The 14,876-nt window shown below is 63.5% G+C and carries 14 protein-coding genes and 1 pseudogene; 5 read left to right on the forward strand and 10 right to left on the reverse strand.

The window, feature by feature from the left end; all coding sequences use genetic code 11:
- On the reverse strand, window positions 1-665 hold a 665-nt coding region (locus tag AC1D1X_RS04105; RefSeq protein WP_477697874.1), incomplete at its 3' end, for a DUF7133 domain-containing protein.
- A gap of 133 nt (window positions 666-798) precedes the next feature.
- Window positions 799-1,257: an Lrp/AsnC family transcriptional regulator gene (locus AC1D1X_RS04110; RefSeq protein WP_092132085.1), complete on the reverse strand. Its 459-nt coding sequence runs from the start codon at window positions 1,255-1,257 to the stop codon at window positions 799-801.
- A gap of 155 nt (window positions 1,258-1,412) precedes the next feature.
- Between AC1D1X_RS04110 and AC1D1X_RS04115 the strand changes: the two genes are divergently transcribed.
- Entirely contained in the window at window positions 1,413-1,673 is a 261-nt protein-coding gene (locus AC1D1X_RS04115; RefSeq protein ID WP_477668698.1) for a hypothetical protein, read from the forward strand.
- Window positions 1,674-1,817: 144 nt separating this feature from the next.
- Here AC1D1X_RS04115 and AC1D1X_RS04120 read toward each other — a convergent pair whose 3' ends face one another.
- Both AC1D1X_RS04120 and AC1D1X_RS04125 read right to left on the reverse strand, forming a co-directional pair.
- Window positions 1,818-3,950 (reverse strand): sensor histidine kinase, encoded by a 2,133-nt coding sequence (locus AC1D1X_RS04120; protein ID WP_477697875.1) that lies wholly within the window; start codon window positions 3,948-3,950, stop codon window positions 1,818-1,820.
- Window positions 3,947-4,672: a response regulator transcription factor gene (locus AC1D1X_RS04125; protein WP_477668700.1), complete on the reverse strand. Its 726-nt coding sequence runs from the start codon at window positions 4,670-4,672 to the stop codon at window positions 3,947-3,949. Before AC1D1X_RS04125 ends, AC1D1X_RS04120 begins: the two co-directional genes overlap by 4 nt.
- A gap of 208 nt (window positions 4,673-4,880) precedes the next feature.
- Here AC1D1X_RS04125 and AC1D1X_RS04130 point away from each other — a divergent pair, with 208 nt between their 5' ends.
- Together AC1D1X_RS04130 and AC1D1X_RS04135 are read left to right on the forward strand one after the other, a co-directional pair.
- A complete protein-coding gene (locus tag AC1D1X_RS04130; protein WP_477668701.1) occupies window positions 4,881-6,164 on the forward strand; it encodes an SPFH domain-containing protein in 1,284 nt (427 codons plus the stop codon).
- On the forward strand, window positions 6,164-7,588 hold the full coding sequence (locus tag AC1D1X_RS04135) for a hypothetical protein (protein ID WP_477697876.1): 1,425 nt from the start codon (window positions 6,164-6,166) through the stop codon (window positions 7,586-7,588). The genes AC1D1X_RS04130 and AC1D1X_RS04135 overlap by 1 nt, the downstream gene beginning before the upstream one ends.
- Before the next feature lie 18 nt (window positions 7,589-7,606).
- Here the strand turns inward: AC1D1X_RS04135 and AC1D1X_RS04140 are convergent, their stop codons facing one another.
- Both AC1D1X_RS04140 and AC1D1X_RS04145 read right to left on the reverse strand, forming a co-directional pair.
- On the reverse strand, window positions 7,607-8,449 hold the full coding sequence (locus AC1D1X_RS04140; RefSeq protein WP_477668703.1) for a creatininase family protein: 843 nt from the start codon (window positions 8,447-8,449) through the stop codon (window positions 7,607-7,609).
- 167 nt (window positions 8,450-8,616) lie between these two features.
- Window positions 8,617-8,844: pseudogene (locus AC1D1X_RS04145) on the reverse strand (IS1595 family transposase); the annotation flags it as partial.
- 228 nt (window positions 8,845-9,072) lie between these two features.
- Here AC1D1X_RS04145 and AC1D1X_RS04150 point away from each other — a divergent pair.
- A complete protein-coding gene (locus tag AC1D1X_RS04150; protein ID WP_477666459.1) occupies window positions 9,073-9,285 on the forward strand; it encodes a hypothetical protein in 213 nt (70 codons plus the stop codon).
- Between the two features lie 98 nt (window positions 9,286-9,383).
- Here AC1D1X_RS04150 and ubiA read toward each other — a convergent pair whose 3' ends face one another.
- The 4 genes from ubiA to recG form a co-directional block, all read right to left on the reverse strand.
- Entirely contained in the window at window positions 9,384-10,244 is an 861-nt protein-coding gene (gene ubiA / locus AC1D1X_RS04155; protein ID WP_477668704.1) for a 4-hydroxybenzoate octaprenyltransferase, read from the reverse strand.
- 13 nt (window positions 10,245-10,257) lie between these two features.
- Complete coding sequence (locus tag AC1D1X_RS04160; RefSeq protein WP_477668705.1) at window positions 10,258-10,770, reverse strand: Dps family protein; 513 nt, start codon at window positions 10,768-10,770, stop codon at window positions 10,258-10,260.
- 90 nt (window positions 10,771-10,860) lie between these two features.
- Window positions 10,861-11,862 (reverse strand): hydrogen peroxide-inducible genes activator, encoded by a 1,002-nt coding sequence (locus tag AC1D1X_RS04165; RefSeq protein WP_477668706.1) that lies wholly within the window; start codon window positions 11,860-11,862, stop codon window positions 10,861-10,863.
- A 47-nt stretch (window positions 11,863-11,909) separates the two neighbouring features.
- Window positions 11,910-14,060: an ATP-dependent DNA helicase RecG gene (recG, locus tag AC1D1X_RS04170; protein WP_477697877.1), complete on the reverse strand. Its 2,151-nt coding sequence runs from the start codon at window positions 14,058-14,060 to the stop codon at window positions 11,910-11,912.
- A gap of 17 nt (window positions 14,061-14,077) precedes the next feature.
- On the opposite strand from recG, the gene queA reads away from it, so the two are divergent.
- A partial coding sequence (queA, locus tag AC1D1X_RS04175; protein ID WP_477697878.1) for a tRNA preQ1(34) S-adenosylmethionine ribosyltransferase-isomerase QueA occupies window positions 14,078-14,876 on the forward strand: 799 nt, incomplete at its 3' end.

Genomic DNA, 14,876 nt, shown 5'->3' on the forward strand with positions numbered 1-14,876 from the left:
CTGCCGTCCGGACTGGCAATGATATTTTTGGTCCAGTGGTGGTTGATGGGGCCGGCCGGCAGGTCGACCACCTTGACGGGCGCCGCCGTGATGCGGGTCTGGCCCGGCTGGTAAGGAAAGCGCATAACGGCATCCGTGTTGGCCACGTAGAAATCGTTGCCCACCAGCACCATGCCGAAAGGCGAGTTGAGGTTTTCCAGAAACACGCTGCGGCTTTCGGCCTTTCCGTCGCCGTCGGCGTCGCGCAGCAGGGTGATGCGGTTGGCCGTGGGCGCGCCAGCGCCGGCCCGGCCCATCACCTTTTTCATGAACCAGCCGCGGATACCCTTGCCGTCTTCGGGCTTGGGCGGCGCATTGCTTTCAGCCACCAGCACGTCACCGTTGGGCAGCACGTAGACCCAGCGCGGATGGTCCAGGCCGCTGGCCAGGGCCGTCACGCCCAGGCCCGCCATGGGCGTGGGTATAGCCCCCTCGGGCCAGCCCTTGGCCGGCGCGATGTTCACCGTGGGAAACAGGGTCTTGTTGGGTTTGGGCAGGGTTGGATTGGCGCCCATCCCGGCCTCCGGCGGCAACAGGGCCGTGTCGCCGCACGCGGCCAGCGTACAGGCGCATGCCGCGCACAACGCCAGAACATGCCAGACGCGTTGACGGGCAATCGATTGCATAAAACCCCCTGATGAAATGACGGCAATGCCAGCGCCCTGTATGGTGCGGGGCATTCGTCAGTGTGGGCGGGTGAGGTCCGCGCAGCTGTCAGCCGGCCTCACCGACCACTGTCAGCGCTGACCTTCGCCTGGCTCAGCCGGGCAGCAGCGGCAGGTCGGCCTTCTTCAGCGTGCGCAGTACAAAGCTGGATTTGCTGTGGCGTATGCCCTTGATCTTGTAGAGCCGCTCGCGCAGCAGGCGCTCGTAGTCCTTGGTGTCGTGCACGGCAATGCGCAGCAGGTAGTCGTATTCACCGGACACCAGGTAAGCCTCTATCACTTCGGGAATGGCTGCCAGCGTTTCACCGAATTTCTCCAGCGTGTTGTCGGAGTGGCTGTCGAGCGTGACCTGCACCATCACCGTGTCGCCCAGGCCCAGCGCCTGCGCATTGAGCCGCACGGTGTAGCCCTCAATCACCCCAGCCTCCTCCATCTTCTTGATGCGGCCCCAGCAGGGCGAGGGGCTCAGGCCGACGGCCTGGCCGATGTCTTGCAGGCTGGTGCGCGCGTCAGCCTGCAAAACCTGAAGGATTTTCCGGTCTAAAGTGTCCATTCAGGTAATTTATCTGAAATTGGCCGTTTTACAGATTTTTTATCTGTTTATGGGAAATTCAACAGCAAATCAGGCAAATTATTCGGCCCTACCCGCGAGATACTTTCTTACATGGCAGCGGGCTTACCGGTCCGCCTGGCAAGACAAGGCCCCCAGTGAGTTACCGCTCACTGGGGGCTTTGATTTTTATTCCATTGCTAATTCGCCGCGATAGGTCGTTACGCCGCCTTGCCGTGCCAGGGCCTGTCAATGCCATTTATGCAAATGCGAATGGGGTGAAAACGGTGCCAATCAAGGCGCGCGACGACGCCCAGACTTTTGTCTGGCTAGAAGCGCAACGCCGAGTGGCGCCGTTTTCACCCCATTCCCTCCGGGTTGCGATCAAAAAGGCCTTGCGCGGCGTTGCAAAGCCTTGACGGGGTCTACCCCGCCTGCGTTTTGCGCCTTGCTCAAGGCCTTTTTGACTCGCAACGCATCTGCATAAATGGCATTGGCAGGCCCTAAGCACTGTCTGCGGCGGCGCGCCTACTCTCGCAGCGAATTAGCAATGGAATCAGGGATCAGCCGACAGCGCACTGCAGGCGCAACTCCAGGCAAACGCCGCTGTCCCGGTTGTGCGCGGTGATGGTGCCGCCCATCTTGGCCATATAGGTTTTGGCGACAAACAGGCCCTGCCCGCGCTGTCCCGCGGCGCCGGTATCTGGCTGGTCAGACACGCCGTATTCGAAAACCTTGTCCAGCAGGCCGGCCTCGATCTGCGGGCCCAGGTTGCTGATGGTGATGAGCGCCTCGGGCGCGGTGCCTTCCTGTGCCTGCTGCGACAGCGTGATGCGGATCAGGCTGCCGGGCAAACGGTAGCGATCAGCATTGCGCAGCACATGCGACACGACATCTTCCAGCGAATACTCGTCGGCACGCACCCTGACCGGCTGGACCAGCGGATCAAAGGCCACACCGGGAATGCCCGCGGCCGCAGCGTTGCGCGCCAYGTGGCTCAGGAACTCATTGGCATCCAGCGTCTGCACATTGAGCGCGGTGGATTCAAAGGCTTCACTGGGCGATGCGCTGCCGTAGAGCACGCGCACGGCCTGCTGCATGCGGCTGATGTAACGGTGCGCGGGGTCGTCGGCGCTTCCGTGCAGCACCATGAGCGATTGCAGGGGCGACATGATTTCATGGCCTACCGCGTGCCAGGTGTCTTTTTCCTGGGCGACCCGGATCTGCTCGCGGCGCACGTCTTCGTTCACGCGCTGCAGCAGGTCTTGCAGGCCGCCGGCCAGCACACCCAGCTCGTCGCCGCCACGCAGGTCGGCCAGGTCAACCGTTGCCAGGTTGTCGCTGGCGCGCACGCCCTTGGACACGGTGGCCGCGCGGCGGGTGAGTTCGGTGATGCGGCGGATGATCCGCAGCTCAATGGCCAGCCAGGTCACAAAGATGGCCAGCAGCATGCCGCCCACAAACCAGGACACGCGGGTGGCCACGGCCGTGAGGGCCTTGTTGACGCTGCGAATGTCACCGGTCAGCGAGAGTTCATAACGCCCGAGTGGTGTGCTGATGATGTCGGCGCTCGTGACGGGTGCGTCATAACCGTCCACTTGCAGCCGGCGTATCAACCACGCAATCAGGGGCGAGGACCGCTCCGTCGTCTCCGCGCCGGACAGCGACACGACGTCCGAGCTGACACCCGCGCTGCCCATCCTGCGGATGCGCAGCTTCTCGCCGGGCAGCAGCAAAGGGGTCAGCTCAGACCACGAAAAAGGCGCAGTGGCGCCCCCGGCATTGCTGTCGAACAGAGGCTTTCCCTCGCCGGGAGCCAGCATTTCCACCTGCACCTTGATCTGGTCCAGATCGGCCGGCGGCCAGACGATGCCCGCGGGCCCTTTGGAGAACAGAGCCTCGCGAAACAGCTCAACCGGCAGGCGCACGCTGACAAAGGCACGCCGGGCGCAATCCGGGTCTGCCGCCAGCGTGCCGTCCACGCAGCGGCTGTCTTGCCAAAGCCAGCCGCGAAAGTCGCGCACGGGCCGGCTGGCTGGGGTGATCGGGTTGTCGTCCGAAAACCCCACCAGGCGCCCCCTGGCATTGGCAAAAGGCGAGGCGTTGCGGCCCTCGTCCGTGGCCTGCATGGCCTGGAAAGGCGCGATCCAGCGGTAGCGCTGTCCGCGCATGTCGACCGTGATGCGGGCGCGGTGCGCCTGGCTTAAATCCAGCGTTCCAGAGGTGTGCGACACCAGGGGCCCGCTGTTGAAGCTGCCGACGGCATAGAGAAAACCGCCGGCAAAGGGGTTGTTGCCGACGGCCACGCACATCGACGCCGCGTCGGGGTATTGCACCAGGCAGCCGGCCATCTCCACTGCCTGCTGGGCCTTGTTGCGATCGTCAAAATCGAGGGCCGAAAAAGGCAACACCAGCGGGCGCAGCGGCGTCACCTCATGCTCGTAGGCCGTGGGGTTGAGCAGCACCAGTTGGCCGGTGGGATGGCGCAGCTTGGCGGCGATCTGCGCCTGGTTTTTGCGAAAGCCGTCCTGGTAATTGCGGTAGCTTCGCTCCTTTTCGTCTTGCAACACGGCGATGGCCAGGGCGACGGTGGCCAATGCCAGCAGAAAAAAAGCGCCGCGAAAAAATACGCGCAGCCCGAAGGGTACGCGCGCCGGCAGCAGGCGCTCGACATCCAGGCGTGTGGGCAGCTTCACGGCTTGCCTCTGCCGCGCGGGGGCTCCGCCGCCTCGGCCCAGCGAAAGCCTCGCATCGGGATGTTTTCAATGCCGTCAAAGGCCGCATCGATTTCCTTGAACGCGTCGCGAATCGTGCTGACGTGCTTGCGGATGTTGTCGCGGTTGCGGCCGCTCTTGACCACCTGGTACAGGTCGTCATAGCTCACCACCTCGCCGCGGCGCGCGTGCAGCGCCGCCAGGATGCGTTGCGCCGTCAGCGGCAGGTTCACGCGCTGACCGCGCCAGATAGCCGTGTTCTGTCGCAGCGGGTCCAGCTGCAGCTCCTGGCTGTCTGCGGCGGGCGCCTTGCCTTCCGGCTTCGTTTTGGCGGTGCGCAGGATGTCGAGGAAAGTTTCGATGAAGTCGGCTTCTTCAAACGTGGTCTTTTGCAGGTAGTCCCAAGCGTCCAGCGCTTTCATGATGCTGCGGTAAATGGCAGCGGGCATGGCGGACACCACCAGCACGGGCGTACCCTGCCGCTGCTTGTTGATGGCGTTGATGATGGCCACGCCGGCATGGCGTTCGCGCCCCAGTTCGATGTCCAGCACCACCGCGTCATAGCCTTCGCGGGCAACGGCGGCCTCGGCGTCGTCGCGGTTGAACCATTGGTCGACCTGGATGCCCGGACGGGCCGATTCAATCCAGCCCTTGAGCTGGTTGCTCATGGGCAGGTCGTCTTCGATCACGGCAATTTTGGTCATGAGGCCTCAAGAGGATGGGGTGTCGCCATTATGGGTGTGGCCTGCGCCAGGCCGTGTGAGTGTTTCTTCCGTTGGCGGAGGGTTGCCGCCGCCAAACCGTGCAAAGACACCGCGCAGGCGCATTGAATGCTCCGGGCCCGATTCGAACAATGGAGGCCAGAGAAAGCGCAACCCGCGCCTCTCGCCAAACCAACCGGAGGAGCCCATCATGAACCCACGCCTTAGCCGTATTTCCCTGCGCATCCGCGCCATCTTTTCCAGGGGGGTGCGCGGCACCCGCCGTATCGCTGCCACAGGGGTGCAGCGCGCCGCCAGCGCCAGCGGCCTGATGATCGCCACCGCCGCGGCGGGCGCGGTCGGCTACCTGCTGTGGGTGCACCCTCCCATGGAGTCGGTGGCGCGCGGCGACGTGGCGATTCGCACCAACCAGCTGACCGGCAGCGTCGACGAATTCCGCGAAGGTTCCTTGCTGCTGCTGCCAGCTCTGCATGAGATGCGCACTTTCTCGCTGCGCGACCAGGTCTACCGCCCTGAAGGCAGCAGCCGGGCCGACGGCCCCTCGCCCTTCCAGTCGATTGAAGGCATGTCGCTGGGAGTGGACATCACGGTGCGTTATGCACTGGATCCCACCAAGGTGAACGCACTGTCGAAAAACCTGCCCGACGACATCGCGGGCCAGATCGTGCAGCCCGCCGTGCAAGGCGTGATCTACAAGACCTTCACGCGCTACACCGTGCGGGAAATTTTCTCGAGCAAGCGTGCCGAAATCCAGCAGCTTATCGAAGCCGAACTCAAACCCAAGCTTGCGGCCGACGGCATCCTGCTGCGCACGGTGCAAATGGGCAAAGTGGACCTGCCCGCGGACTACCGCCAGGGCATGGACAAGCTGCTGGCCGAAGAGCTGGCCACGGAAAAGATGCGCTACACGTTGGCCCTGAAGGAAAAGCGCGTGAAAGAAACCGAGCTGGACGCGATGGCCGAAAAAATACGCCGTGAAACCAATGCGCAGGCCGCCGCCAGCGAACAGGTAATTGCAGCCAAAGCGCAGGAAGAAGCCATGAAACATGTCCTGCCCTTCAAGCAAAAGCAGATCGAGCAGCGTCAACTTGAAGCCGAAGCCGACAAGCAGTCGCGCATCCGCACGGCCGAAGGTAGCGCCCAGGCGCGGCGCATCGAGGCATCGGGTGAAGCCGATTCGCGCCAGAAACTGGCGGATGCCGAAGCCTACCGGCTGGACCGCGTGGGCAAGATCAACAGCGAGCAGATGGCGCGCGAAGGGGTGCTGATCACGCGCCACCCGCTGCTGATCCAGAAGACCATGGCCGACAAACTCAGCGACAAGATCACCGTGATCATCGCCCCGCCCTCCACCAGCGGCGGCTTTGTGGGCGCGGGCCTGCTGGGCGGCGCGCCCAAAGCCGGCCGCACCGTGGCGCAAGCGCCGCGCGGCGCCGGCACGCAAGACCACGACGACAAAGAAGAGGCCGAATAATGATCACCACCGCACTTCTGACCCTGGCCATCGTGACGCAGGACCAGGCCACCCTGCGCGCCGCGCCGCGTGATTCGGCCGCACAGCAGGCGGCCCTGTGGCAAGGCGACGCGCTCGAGATCCGCGGCCAGCGCATGGATTACCTGCAGGTCTACGACCACAGGCGCGAACGCGCAGGCTTCATCCACGTGAGCCAGGTGCGCACGGTCTCGCTGCAGCCCGAGGAAGCGCCGCAGCTGCTCTCGGTGGTGCGCTTCCTCCGCGAAAGCCCGGGCGCTGAAGCCCTGGGCATTGCGTACACGGCCGCTTACCTCAAGGCCGCGCCGGCAGACGCCATAGGCGCGGAAGCCTTTGATGCGTTGGGCACCATGGCCGAACGCCTGGCGCGTCGCGGCTCCATGAAGCACGGCAAGGCCACGAGTGACGTGATCTCTGCGCACATGGAAGTGGCCACCTTTTATGGCGTGAACTTCAAGGGTTATGAGCAGAACGGAAGCATGCAGCTTTGCTACAACGGCGAGGCCTTTCGCCGCGTGCTGGCGCTGCCATCCGACGCCGAGCAGCGCGCGCGCGCCGCACTGGCTGTGACCCGCCCCGATTGCATGAGCCCCGACCTGCATCCGCAGGACCGCTTCACGCAAGACCAGTGGCGCGCCGAAGTGCTGGACAAGGTCAGCGCCGCGCAGTTCGCCCAGTTGTCTGAAGTCAGCAAAAACCGTTTGCGCCTGCGCCGTGCCGGCGTGCACGCCAGCCTGGCGTTTGAGCAGGCGCGCCGGGCCGAAGCACCCACGGCAGCCGCCCAGCGCGCCCTGGCGGAACTCGCAGCGGTGAACAAGCTGGAGCTGACGGACAACGACAGGCAGGACTACAACGACGCGGCGATTCGAGTGGGCGCCTCACGATGGGGCGCTGAAACCGCGCTACCCCGCTTCGCCAGACTGACGGTAGCCACCGAGACGGGCCAGGCCGGCGAAACCTGCGTGGCGCTGTACGAAAACAAGGCCGACGGCAAACCCGGCAAGGAGGCCGTGGCCAGGCGCTGCACCTACGGCATCGTGTGGACCGCGTCCGCCAGCGCCCACCYGGATGGCCAGGCCCTGGCGCTCGCGGTGCAGCCGCTGGACACCTGGCGCGAGCTGTGGGTGTTTCGCAAAAGATCCGGGCAATGGACGATTGAGGTGCTGCCGCCCGCCAGCAATGGCCCCGAGTTGGGCTATGTGGAATTTGCCGGCTGGGTGCGCGGTACGCCTCACATGCTGCTGGCCCGCGAGACCCGCATTGCCGGGCGCCTGCGCCGCAGTTTCGAGGTGGCGCGCATGGACAGCTTGACGGCCGAGAAACAGGCCGGTGACCCGGGAACGCTGGCGGCCTTTGCCCGCTCGCAGGACGCCGCGTGGAAGCGCCAGACCGTGATCCTGCGCTAAATGCCTGCTTGCAAAAGCCTAGAACGCGGTTCTATCGCTCAGCGTATCGGCCGGCAACTGGTCGATCTCCGCCAGCAGCCGCGCCAGGCTGCGGCCCGCAGCACCCAGCAAGGCACGGCCCTTTTCCGCTGTGGCCACAGCGGCATTGCCAACGGCGCCTTGCGGGTTGTAGTCCTGCATCTGCCAGGCCAGCTTGGCGCTGCGGCCGTCACCCAGGATGCTGTACTTCGCAGCCCTGTCCTGTGAAGTGGAGTGAAAGTTCTGCGCCTTGGCCATGTCGACCTGATCCGGCTTGAGCGCCAGCATCATGGAGGTTTCGATCTCGCCGGCGTGGATGCCGAAGCGGTGCTCTTCGGCACTGAACAAATCATTCACGGACTTGCCATCCTCACCTGTGAGCGGCAGGTTGAACCAGTTCACGCTGTAGACCAGCATGCCCAGCCGGGCTCGCAGGTCGCGCGCCACCACATCCAGCAGGCCAACCTGGCCGCCGTGCGAATTGAGCAGCACCAATTTCTTGACACCCGTTTGCGCAACGGATTCGGCCAGCTCAGTCCAGAGCCGGATCACGGTCTCGGCTTTTAGCGTGAGCGTGCCGGCAAAGCGATCGTGCTCGGGGCTAAAGCCCACCGCCTGCGTGGGCAAAAACAGCACCGGCTGCGTTGGGGGTAAATGCGGCAAGGCGGCTGCAATCACACCTTCCACCAACGTCGCATCCACATTAAGCGGCAGGTGCGGGCCGTGCTGCTCCACCGCGGCCACCGGCAGCACCGCAATACAGCGGGCCAGGTCCAGACGCGAAAAGTCAGGGCTTTTCAGGTCGGACCAGAAACGGGGGGGGTTGGCTGCATCGAAGGTCATGGAGGGTATTTTGAGCTATCTGGCGATGCCGGGGGCTGGGGACTTCTGGCTGGTGGCGAATCGAAACAGTTCTGACGAGCGGGCAAATCCCCAGGCTCTGGCGGCTCAACCGAGCGTGAAAGCGCACCGATCGCCATCAATCGGGGGCTTGAGAAGCAAAAATCCCGTTAAAGAGGATTGTTTCCCGGCAAGGATAGCAGCGACTTGTACAGGCTGCGGTGGCGTTGGTTCGACCTGAACCCGGTTTCCTTCAAGTGCAGGTAGAAGGTATGCCTGTGTGCACCGCTGAACTGCACCAGACGTCGCTTGGCATAGCGCCAGAAGCTCTCGATACCGTTGACGTGAACTGAACCCCGGGCAAACTCATTGTTGCCGCGGTTGACCCGCAGGTGTCTTCTGGTGATGAACTTTGCCTCTTAAGCCCTTGAATTAATAGCAATATGATTCTTCTGCCGTGGCGGCACGTGGCCATGGGATTTGCGGATGACCGCGGCCGGGCAAGTCAACCGCCTTGCGAGGGAAGACGTTGAAGAAGAGCGTCTGTCACGGCTGCCCTGGTCCTTCGTGGACAGTTCACCCGGCAACACCCGCACCATAACTTTTCCAACATCCGGAGCTTCCCCATGAACAAATTACTGTCCACCCTCATCAGCGCAGCCGTCCTCGCCATGCCCCTGGCCGTGATCTCCACGCCAGCAGCGGCCCAGGCCGCCGCACCCGCAGCAGCCCCTGCCGCCGCACCAGCCGAAAAAGCCGCCGCGCCCACAAAAGCCAAGGCAAAAGCCAAACACAAGGTCAAGCACAAGGCCAAGGCAAAAGCCAAAAAATCGGTGTAATTCGCGGATGAAGTTCCGCTGAGCCCTTGATCAGGCGTCAGGAATTGAAAAAGCCCGCAGATGCGGGCTTTTTTATGGCCGTCTGTTTCGGCGCAGGCTCAACGGCCCAGGTACGACAGCGCAATTCCCGCAAATACCGTAAAGCCCAGCCAATGGTTGAGCCGAAACGCCTTGAAACAGTCATCGCGCTCGCGCTTGCGGATCAGCCAGCCGTGCCACAGCGCCTGCCCGAGCGCCACCGCAATTGCTATTAAATAAATAGCTGCTTGCGCAATATCCATAAGGGTTACAGCCCAAATTAACAGAAAAATCAGGTAACTGAGCATGACACCCGCCACATCGAACCGCCCCAGCGTGATGGCCGACGTTTTCATGCCGATCTTCAAGTCGTCGTCACGGTCGACCATGGCGTATTCCGTGTCGTAGGCAATCACCCAGAACAGGTTGCCCAGCAACAGTACCCAGGCCAGCAGCGGAACGCGCGACTGCACGGCGGCAAACGCCATCGGAATGCCAAAGCTGAAAGCGACCCCCAGCACCGCCTGCGGCATGGAGACATAACGCTTGGCATACGGATAGACCAGCGTGACCGCCAGCGCGGCGAATGACCAGGCAATGGTGACGACATTGGTGGTGAGTACCAGCCCGAAAGCCAGCAAAGCCAGCACGGCGCCGAGAATCAGGGCCTCTCTGACAGAAAGGGCGCCGCTGGTCACGGGCCGCTGCGCCGTGCGTTTGACATGCCGGTCAAAATCACGGTCGGCCACATCGTTGACACAGCAGCCGGCACTGCGCATGAGGAAAGTGCCCAAGCTGAACACGACCACAAGGTGCCAGCCCGGAAAGCCGTGCGAAGCCACCCAGAGCGCCGACAGGGTGGGCCACAGCAGCAGCAACCAGCCCGCCGGGCGATTCCAGCGGATCAACTGCAAATAGAAGTCGAGTTTTTGTTTCAACAAGCCAGGCGGCACCTTACTCTTCGAGCAAGGAGCGCAGCATCCAGGCGGTCTGCTCGTGCACTGTCAGGCGCTGCGTCAGCAAGTCGGCCGTCGGCTCGTCGCTGGCCTTGTCGGCCAGTGGAAACAATTCGCGCGCCGTGCGTGCGACGGCCTCATGGCCCTGCACCAGGATGCGCACCATTTCCAGCGCCTTGGGCGGCACCAAAGGCACATCGGGAATCGATGCCAGCTTGCTGAACTGGGCGTAGGAGCCCGGCGCGGGATGGCCCAGGGAGCGGATACGCTCCGCCACCGGATCGACGGCTGCCCACAATTCGGTGTACTGCGTCATGAACATCAGGTGCAGCGTGTTGAACATCGGCCCCGTCACGTTCCAGTGGAAGTTATGTGTGGTCAAGTACAACGTGTAGGTGTCGGCCAGCAGGCGGCTCAGGCCCTTGGCGATCGCTGCGCGGTCTTTTTCATTGATGCCGATATTGATGGAGGGTGCGGGTTTTCCTGCGGGCTTGGTCGATGTTTTGGCCATGGTGTTTCCTTTTTAAAGATTCTGGGACAACTTTACGAAATCAGGGAAGGGGCTGCAACAGCCGGGCTCAATGCCGGCCATAGACGGCGTTCACGACAGGCGATTGACGCCGGGCAGCTCGCACGCATAAATGGCATTGCGCAGCGCAGCGATCGCTTCGTACCGGGTAAAGCTGCGGCGCCACGCCAGCACCACGCGCCGGCTCGGCACATCGCCTGCGAAGGGCAGGTATTTGATGAACGAGGGTTGCTCTGCTGCCACCTTGCTGCGGCTTGCGGCCGTTTTCCCCTTGGCGGGTTTCCTGGCAGTTGCGGCCTGCTCGGCCAGCGCCTCCTTGGGCACGCCCAGGCGGGGAACCAGCGTGATGCCCATGCCCGCCGCCACCATATGCTTGATGGTTTCCAGCGACGAACCTTCAAAGCTTTTGCTGATGCCTTCGGCGCTGCTGGAAAAGCGTGCAAATTCGGGGCAAACCTCGAGCACGTGGTCGCGAAAGCAATGGCCGGTCCCCAGCAGCAGCATGGTTTCCTTCTTGAGCTCCTCAGCCGTCACGCTCTTGCGTGACGCCAGCGCATGGGCGCTGGGCACCGCCGCCATGAAAGGCTCGTCATACAGCGGCGCAATGGCCAGGTTGGTGTCGGGAAAGGGCTCGGCCAGGATGGCGCAGTCAATTTCACCGGTACGCAACTCTTCCAGCAACTTGACGGTGAAGTTTTCCTGCAGCATCAGCGGCATCTGCGGCGTATGCGCAATCGCCTGGCGCACCAGGTCAGGCAACAGGTAGGGGCCAATCGTGTAGATCACGCCCAGCCGCAGCGCACCGGCCAGCGGGTCTTTGCCGCGCTTGGCAATTTCACGGATGTTGTCGGCTTGCTCCAGCACGCTCTGGGCCTGGCGCACGATTTCTTCGCCCAGAGGCGTCACGGTGATTTCGTTGGCGTTACGCTCAAAAAGCTTGACCTGCAGCTCTTCCTCCAGCTTCTTGATGGCCACGCTGAGTGTGGGCTGCGAGACGTGACAGGCGTCGGCGCCCTTGCCGAAATGCTTTTCCCGGGCAACAGCGACGATGTATTTGAGTTCGGTCAGCGTCATGGGCTTATTGTGCTGCTTTTCTCAATCGCTGCATCGCCGGATGTTGCTTAGGCCTTCAGGTAATCGGCTTTGCCACCCAGCCAGCGCAGGATGTGCCGGTGAGCCAGTTCCGTATGCCGGTCCAGCATCAGCGGCGCCCGCTCGCGTGCCCAGGCCAGCAGCGCGGCATCGGTCTCGAGGTCGGCAAACCGCAGCAGCGGCGCCCCCGACTGCCGCGCCCCCAGGAATTCGCCGGGCCCGCGGATTTCCAGGTCGCGCCGGGCGATTTCGAAGCCATCATTGGTTTGCGCCATGGCTTTGAGGCGTTCGCGCGCCATCTCGCCGAGCCGGGACGCTTCGCCGGTCGAATACAACAGCACGCAGGCCGACGCAGCCGCGCCGCGCCCGACCCGACCGCGTAACTGGTGCAACTGGCTCAGGCCGAAGCGCTCGGCATGCTCGATCACCATCAGCGAAGCATTGGGCACGTCAACGCCCACCTCGATCACCGTCGTACTCACCAGCACGCCCATTTTCCCGGCGGTGAACTGGCTCATGACGGCCTTCTTTTCTGCAACCGGCATGCGAGAGTGCAGCAGTCCTACAGCGACACCGGGCAAGGCTGCACTCAATGCTTCATGCGTTTGCGTGGCATTGACCAGGTCGATGGACTCGCTTTCCTCGATCAGTGGGCAGACCCAGTAAATCTGCCGCCCTTCCGCCAGCTGCCCGCGTATGCGCGTGATCACTTCATCACGCCGTGCGTCGCTCACCACCTTGGTCACGATGGGCGTGCGGCCGGGCGGCAGCTCGTCGATGGTGGAGACGTCAAGGTCGGCGTAATAACTCATCGCCAGCGTGCGCGGAATCGGTGTAGCAGTCATCATCAAAAGATGGGGTTCCTGCCCACCTTCAGTCATTTTGCTGCGCAGGGCCAGCCGCTGCGCCACGCCAAAGCGGTGCTGCTCGTCGATGATGGCGAGCGCCAGGTTTTTGAACTTCACCTTGTCCTGGATCACAGCGTGCGTGCCTATGACCAGGCCGGCCTCCCCGCTCTCGATCAACGCCAGCATCTCGCGCCGCTCTTTTGTTTTCTGGCTGCCGGTCAGCCAGGCGGTCTTGATGCCCAGCGGCTCCAGCCAGCCGATCAGTTTGCTGAAATGCTGCTCGGCCAGGATTTCCGTAGGCGCCATCAGCGCACATTGCCAGCCCGCGTCGATGCAGCGTGCCGCGGCCAGTGCCGCCACCACCGTTTTGCCGGCGCCCACGTCGCCCTGTAACAGGCGGTGCATGGGGATGCTTTTTTTCAGGTCCGCCTCAATCTCGTTGCACACGCGCTGCTGCGCGGCGGTCAGCCGGAAAGGCAGGCGCTCCAGCAATTGGTCATGCAGCGTGCACTGCGTGCCGCGCACGGGTGGGCCCGCCAGCGAAGGTGCGCGCATGGCTGCGCGTATGCGCCGGGCCTGCAGCTGCGACAGCTGCTGGGCCAGCAGCTCTTCGGCCTTGAGCCGCTGCCAGGCCGGATGGCTGCGGTCTTCCAGTGTGGCCAGCGAGACATCTGGCGTGGGGTGATGCAAAAACTGTAGCGCCTCGCGCAGGCCCCATAAGGGCTGCAGCCTGTTTTCACCTAAAACTTCAGGCGGAAAGGTCTCGCGGAGATCAGCCCGCGCCAGGCCGCTGAGCACGGCTTTGCGCAGGTAGGTTTGCGGCAGTCCGGCCACGGTGGGATACACCGGCGTCAGCGCGCCGGGCAGCTCGCCGCCGGCCAGCCTGAAGCTGGGGTGGATCATTTCACGGCTGAGAAAGCCGCCGCGGATTTCACCCCGCACCCGAACATGGGCGCCTGTGCTCAGCGTTTTCTGGTGGGCCGGGTAAAAATTGATGAAGCGCAGCACGCAGGTGTCGCTGCCGTCGTCTACCGTCACCCGCAKCTGCCGGCGCGGGCGAAAGGCGATCTCGCTGTGCGTCACCTGGCCTTCGATTTGCACCAGATCGCCGTCGCGCGCGTCCGCCAGCCGCACGATGCGGGTTTCATCCTCGTAGCGCAGGGGCAGGTGCAAGGCCAGATCGATGTCGCGGCGCAGGCCCAGCTTCTCGAGCGCTTTTTGCGCGGGTGATTTGGGCGAGGCTTTTTCAGCCTTGGCCTGAGGCGCGGCCGTGTTCCCGGCCGCGGCCTCAGGCGGGACAGTTTTTCGGACGGAGGCACCAGGAGGCGACATGGGACAATTGTGCCTTCATGAGCACCCATTTCACCCTCAGCGATTTTGATTTCACGCTGCCCGAAGAACTCATTGCCCAAAACCCTGCCGCCCAGCGCAGCGGCTCGCGCCTGCTTGACGGGCGTGAAGACCTGCCAGTGGACCGACGGTTCACCGAACTCCCCGGCCTGCTGCTGCCGGGCGACCTGCTGGTGTTCAACGACACCAAAGTCGTCAAAGCCCGGCTCTTCGGCCAGAAAGCCAGCGGCGGCAAACTGGAACTGCTGATCGAACGCGTGCTGTCGCCCCACGCGGATGCCGGCCATGAAGTCGCCGCCCACATGAAGGTCAGCAAAAAGCCCCTGCCGGGCGCGGTGCTGCAAATGGACGGTGGCTTCACCGCCACGCTGCTGGGCCGCTGGCCCGAGGAAAGCGGGCCACTTTACCGCTTCCGCCTGAGCAGCGACCCGTATGCGCTGATGGCGCAGCACGGCCACGTACCGCTGCCGCCCTACATTACCCATACCGACTCCGCGGACGACGAGCAGCGCTACCAGACGGTGTTTGCCAAAAACCCGGGCGCCGTGGCCGCGCCCACCGCGGCACTGCATTTCGATGAAGCCATATTGGCGCAGCTCGAAGCGCGTGGCATCCGGCGCGCCAGCGTGACGCTGCATGTGGGTGCCGGCACTTTCCAGCCCGTCAAGGCCGAAAACATTGCCGACCACACCATGCATTTCGAACGTTTTGAGATTCCCGTAGCGACGCAACAGGCCATCGCCGCCTGCAAGGCGCGTGGCGGCCGCGTGGTGGCCGTGGGCACCACCACCGTGCGGG

Source organism: Polaromonas sp. P1_G4, assembly GCF_056405475.1.

Coding starts and splice junctions, on each gene's coding strand:
- AC1D1X_RS04125 (WP_477668700.1), bottom strand. CDS start 4,672: ATGACCAAAATTGCCGTGATCGAAGACGACCTGCCCATGAGCAACCAG.
- AC1D1X_RS04140 (WP_477668703.1), bottom strand. CDS start 8,449: ATGACCTTCGATGCAGCCAACCCCCCCCGTTTCTGGTCCGACCTGAAA.
- AC1D1X_RS04110 (WP_092132085.1), bottom strand. CDS start 1,257: ATGGACACTTTAGACCGGAAAATCCTTCAGGTTTTGCAGGCTGACGCG.
- AC1D1X_RS04130 (WP_477668701.1), top strand. CDS start 4,881: ATGAACCCACGCCTTAGCCGTATTTCCCTGCGCATCCGCGCCATCTTT.
- AC1D1X_RS04165 (WP_477668706.1), bottom strand. CDS start 11,862: ATGACGCTGACCGAACTCAAATACATCGTCGCTGTTGCCCGGGAAAAG.
- AC1D1X_RS04160 (WP_477668705.1), bottom strand. CDS start 10,770: ATGGCCAAAACATCGACCAAGCCCGCAGGAAAACCCGCACCCTCCATC.
- AC1D1X_RS04150 (WP_477666459.1), top strand. CDS start 9,073: ATGAACAAATTACTGTCCACCCTCATCAGCGCAGCCGTCCTCGCCATG.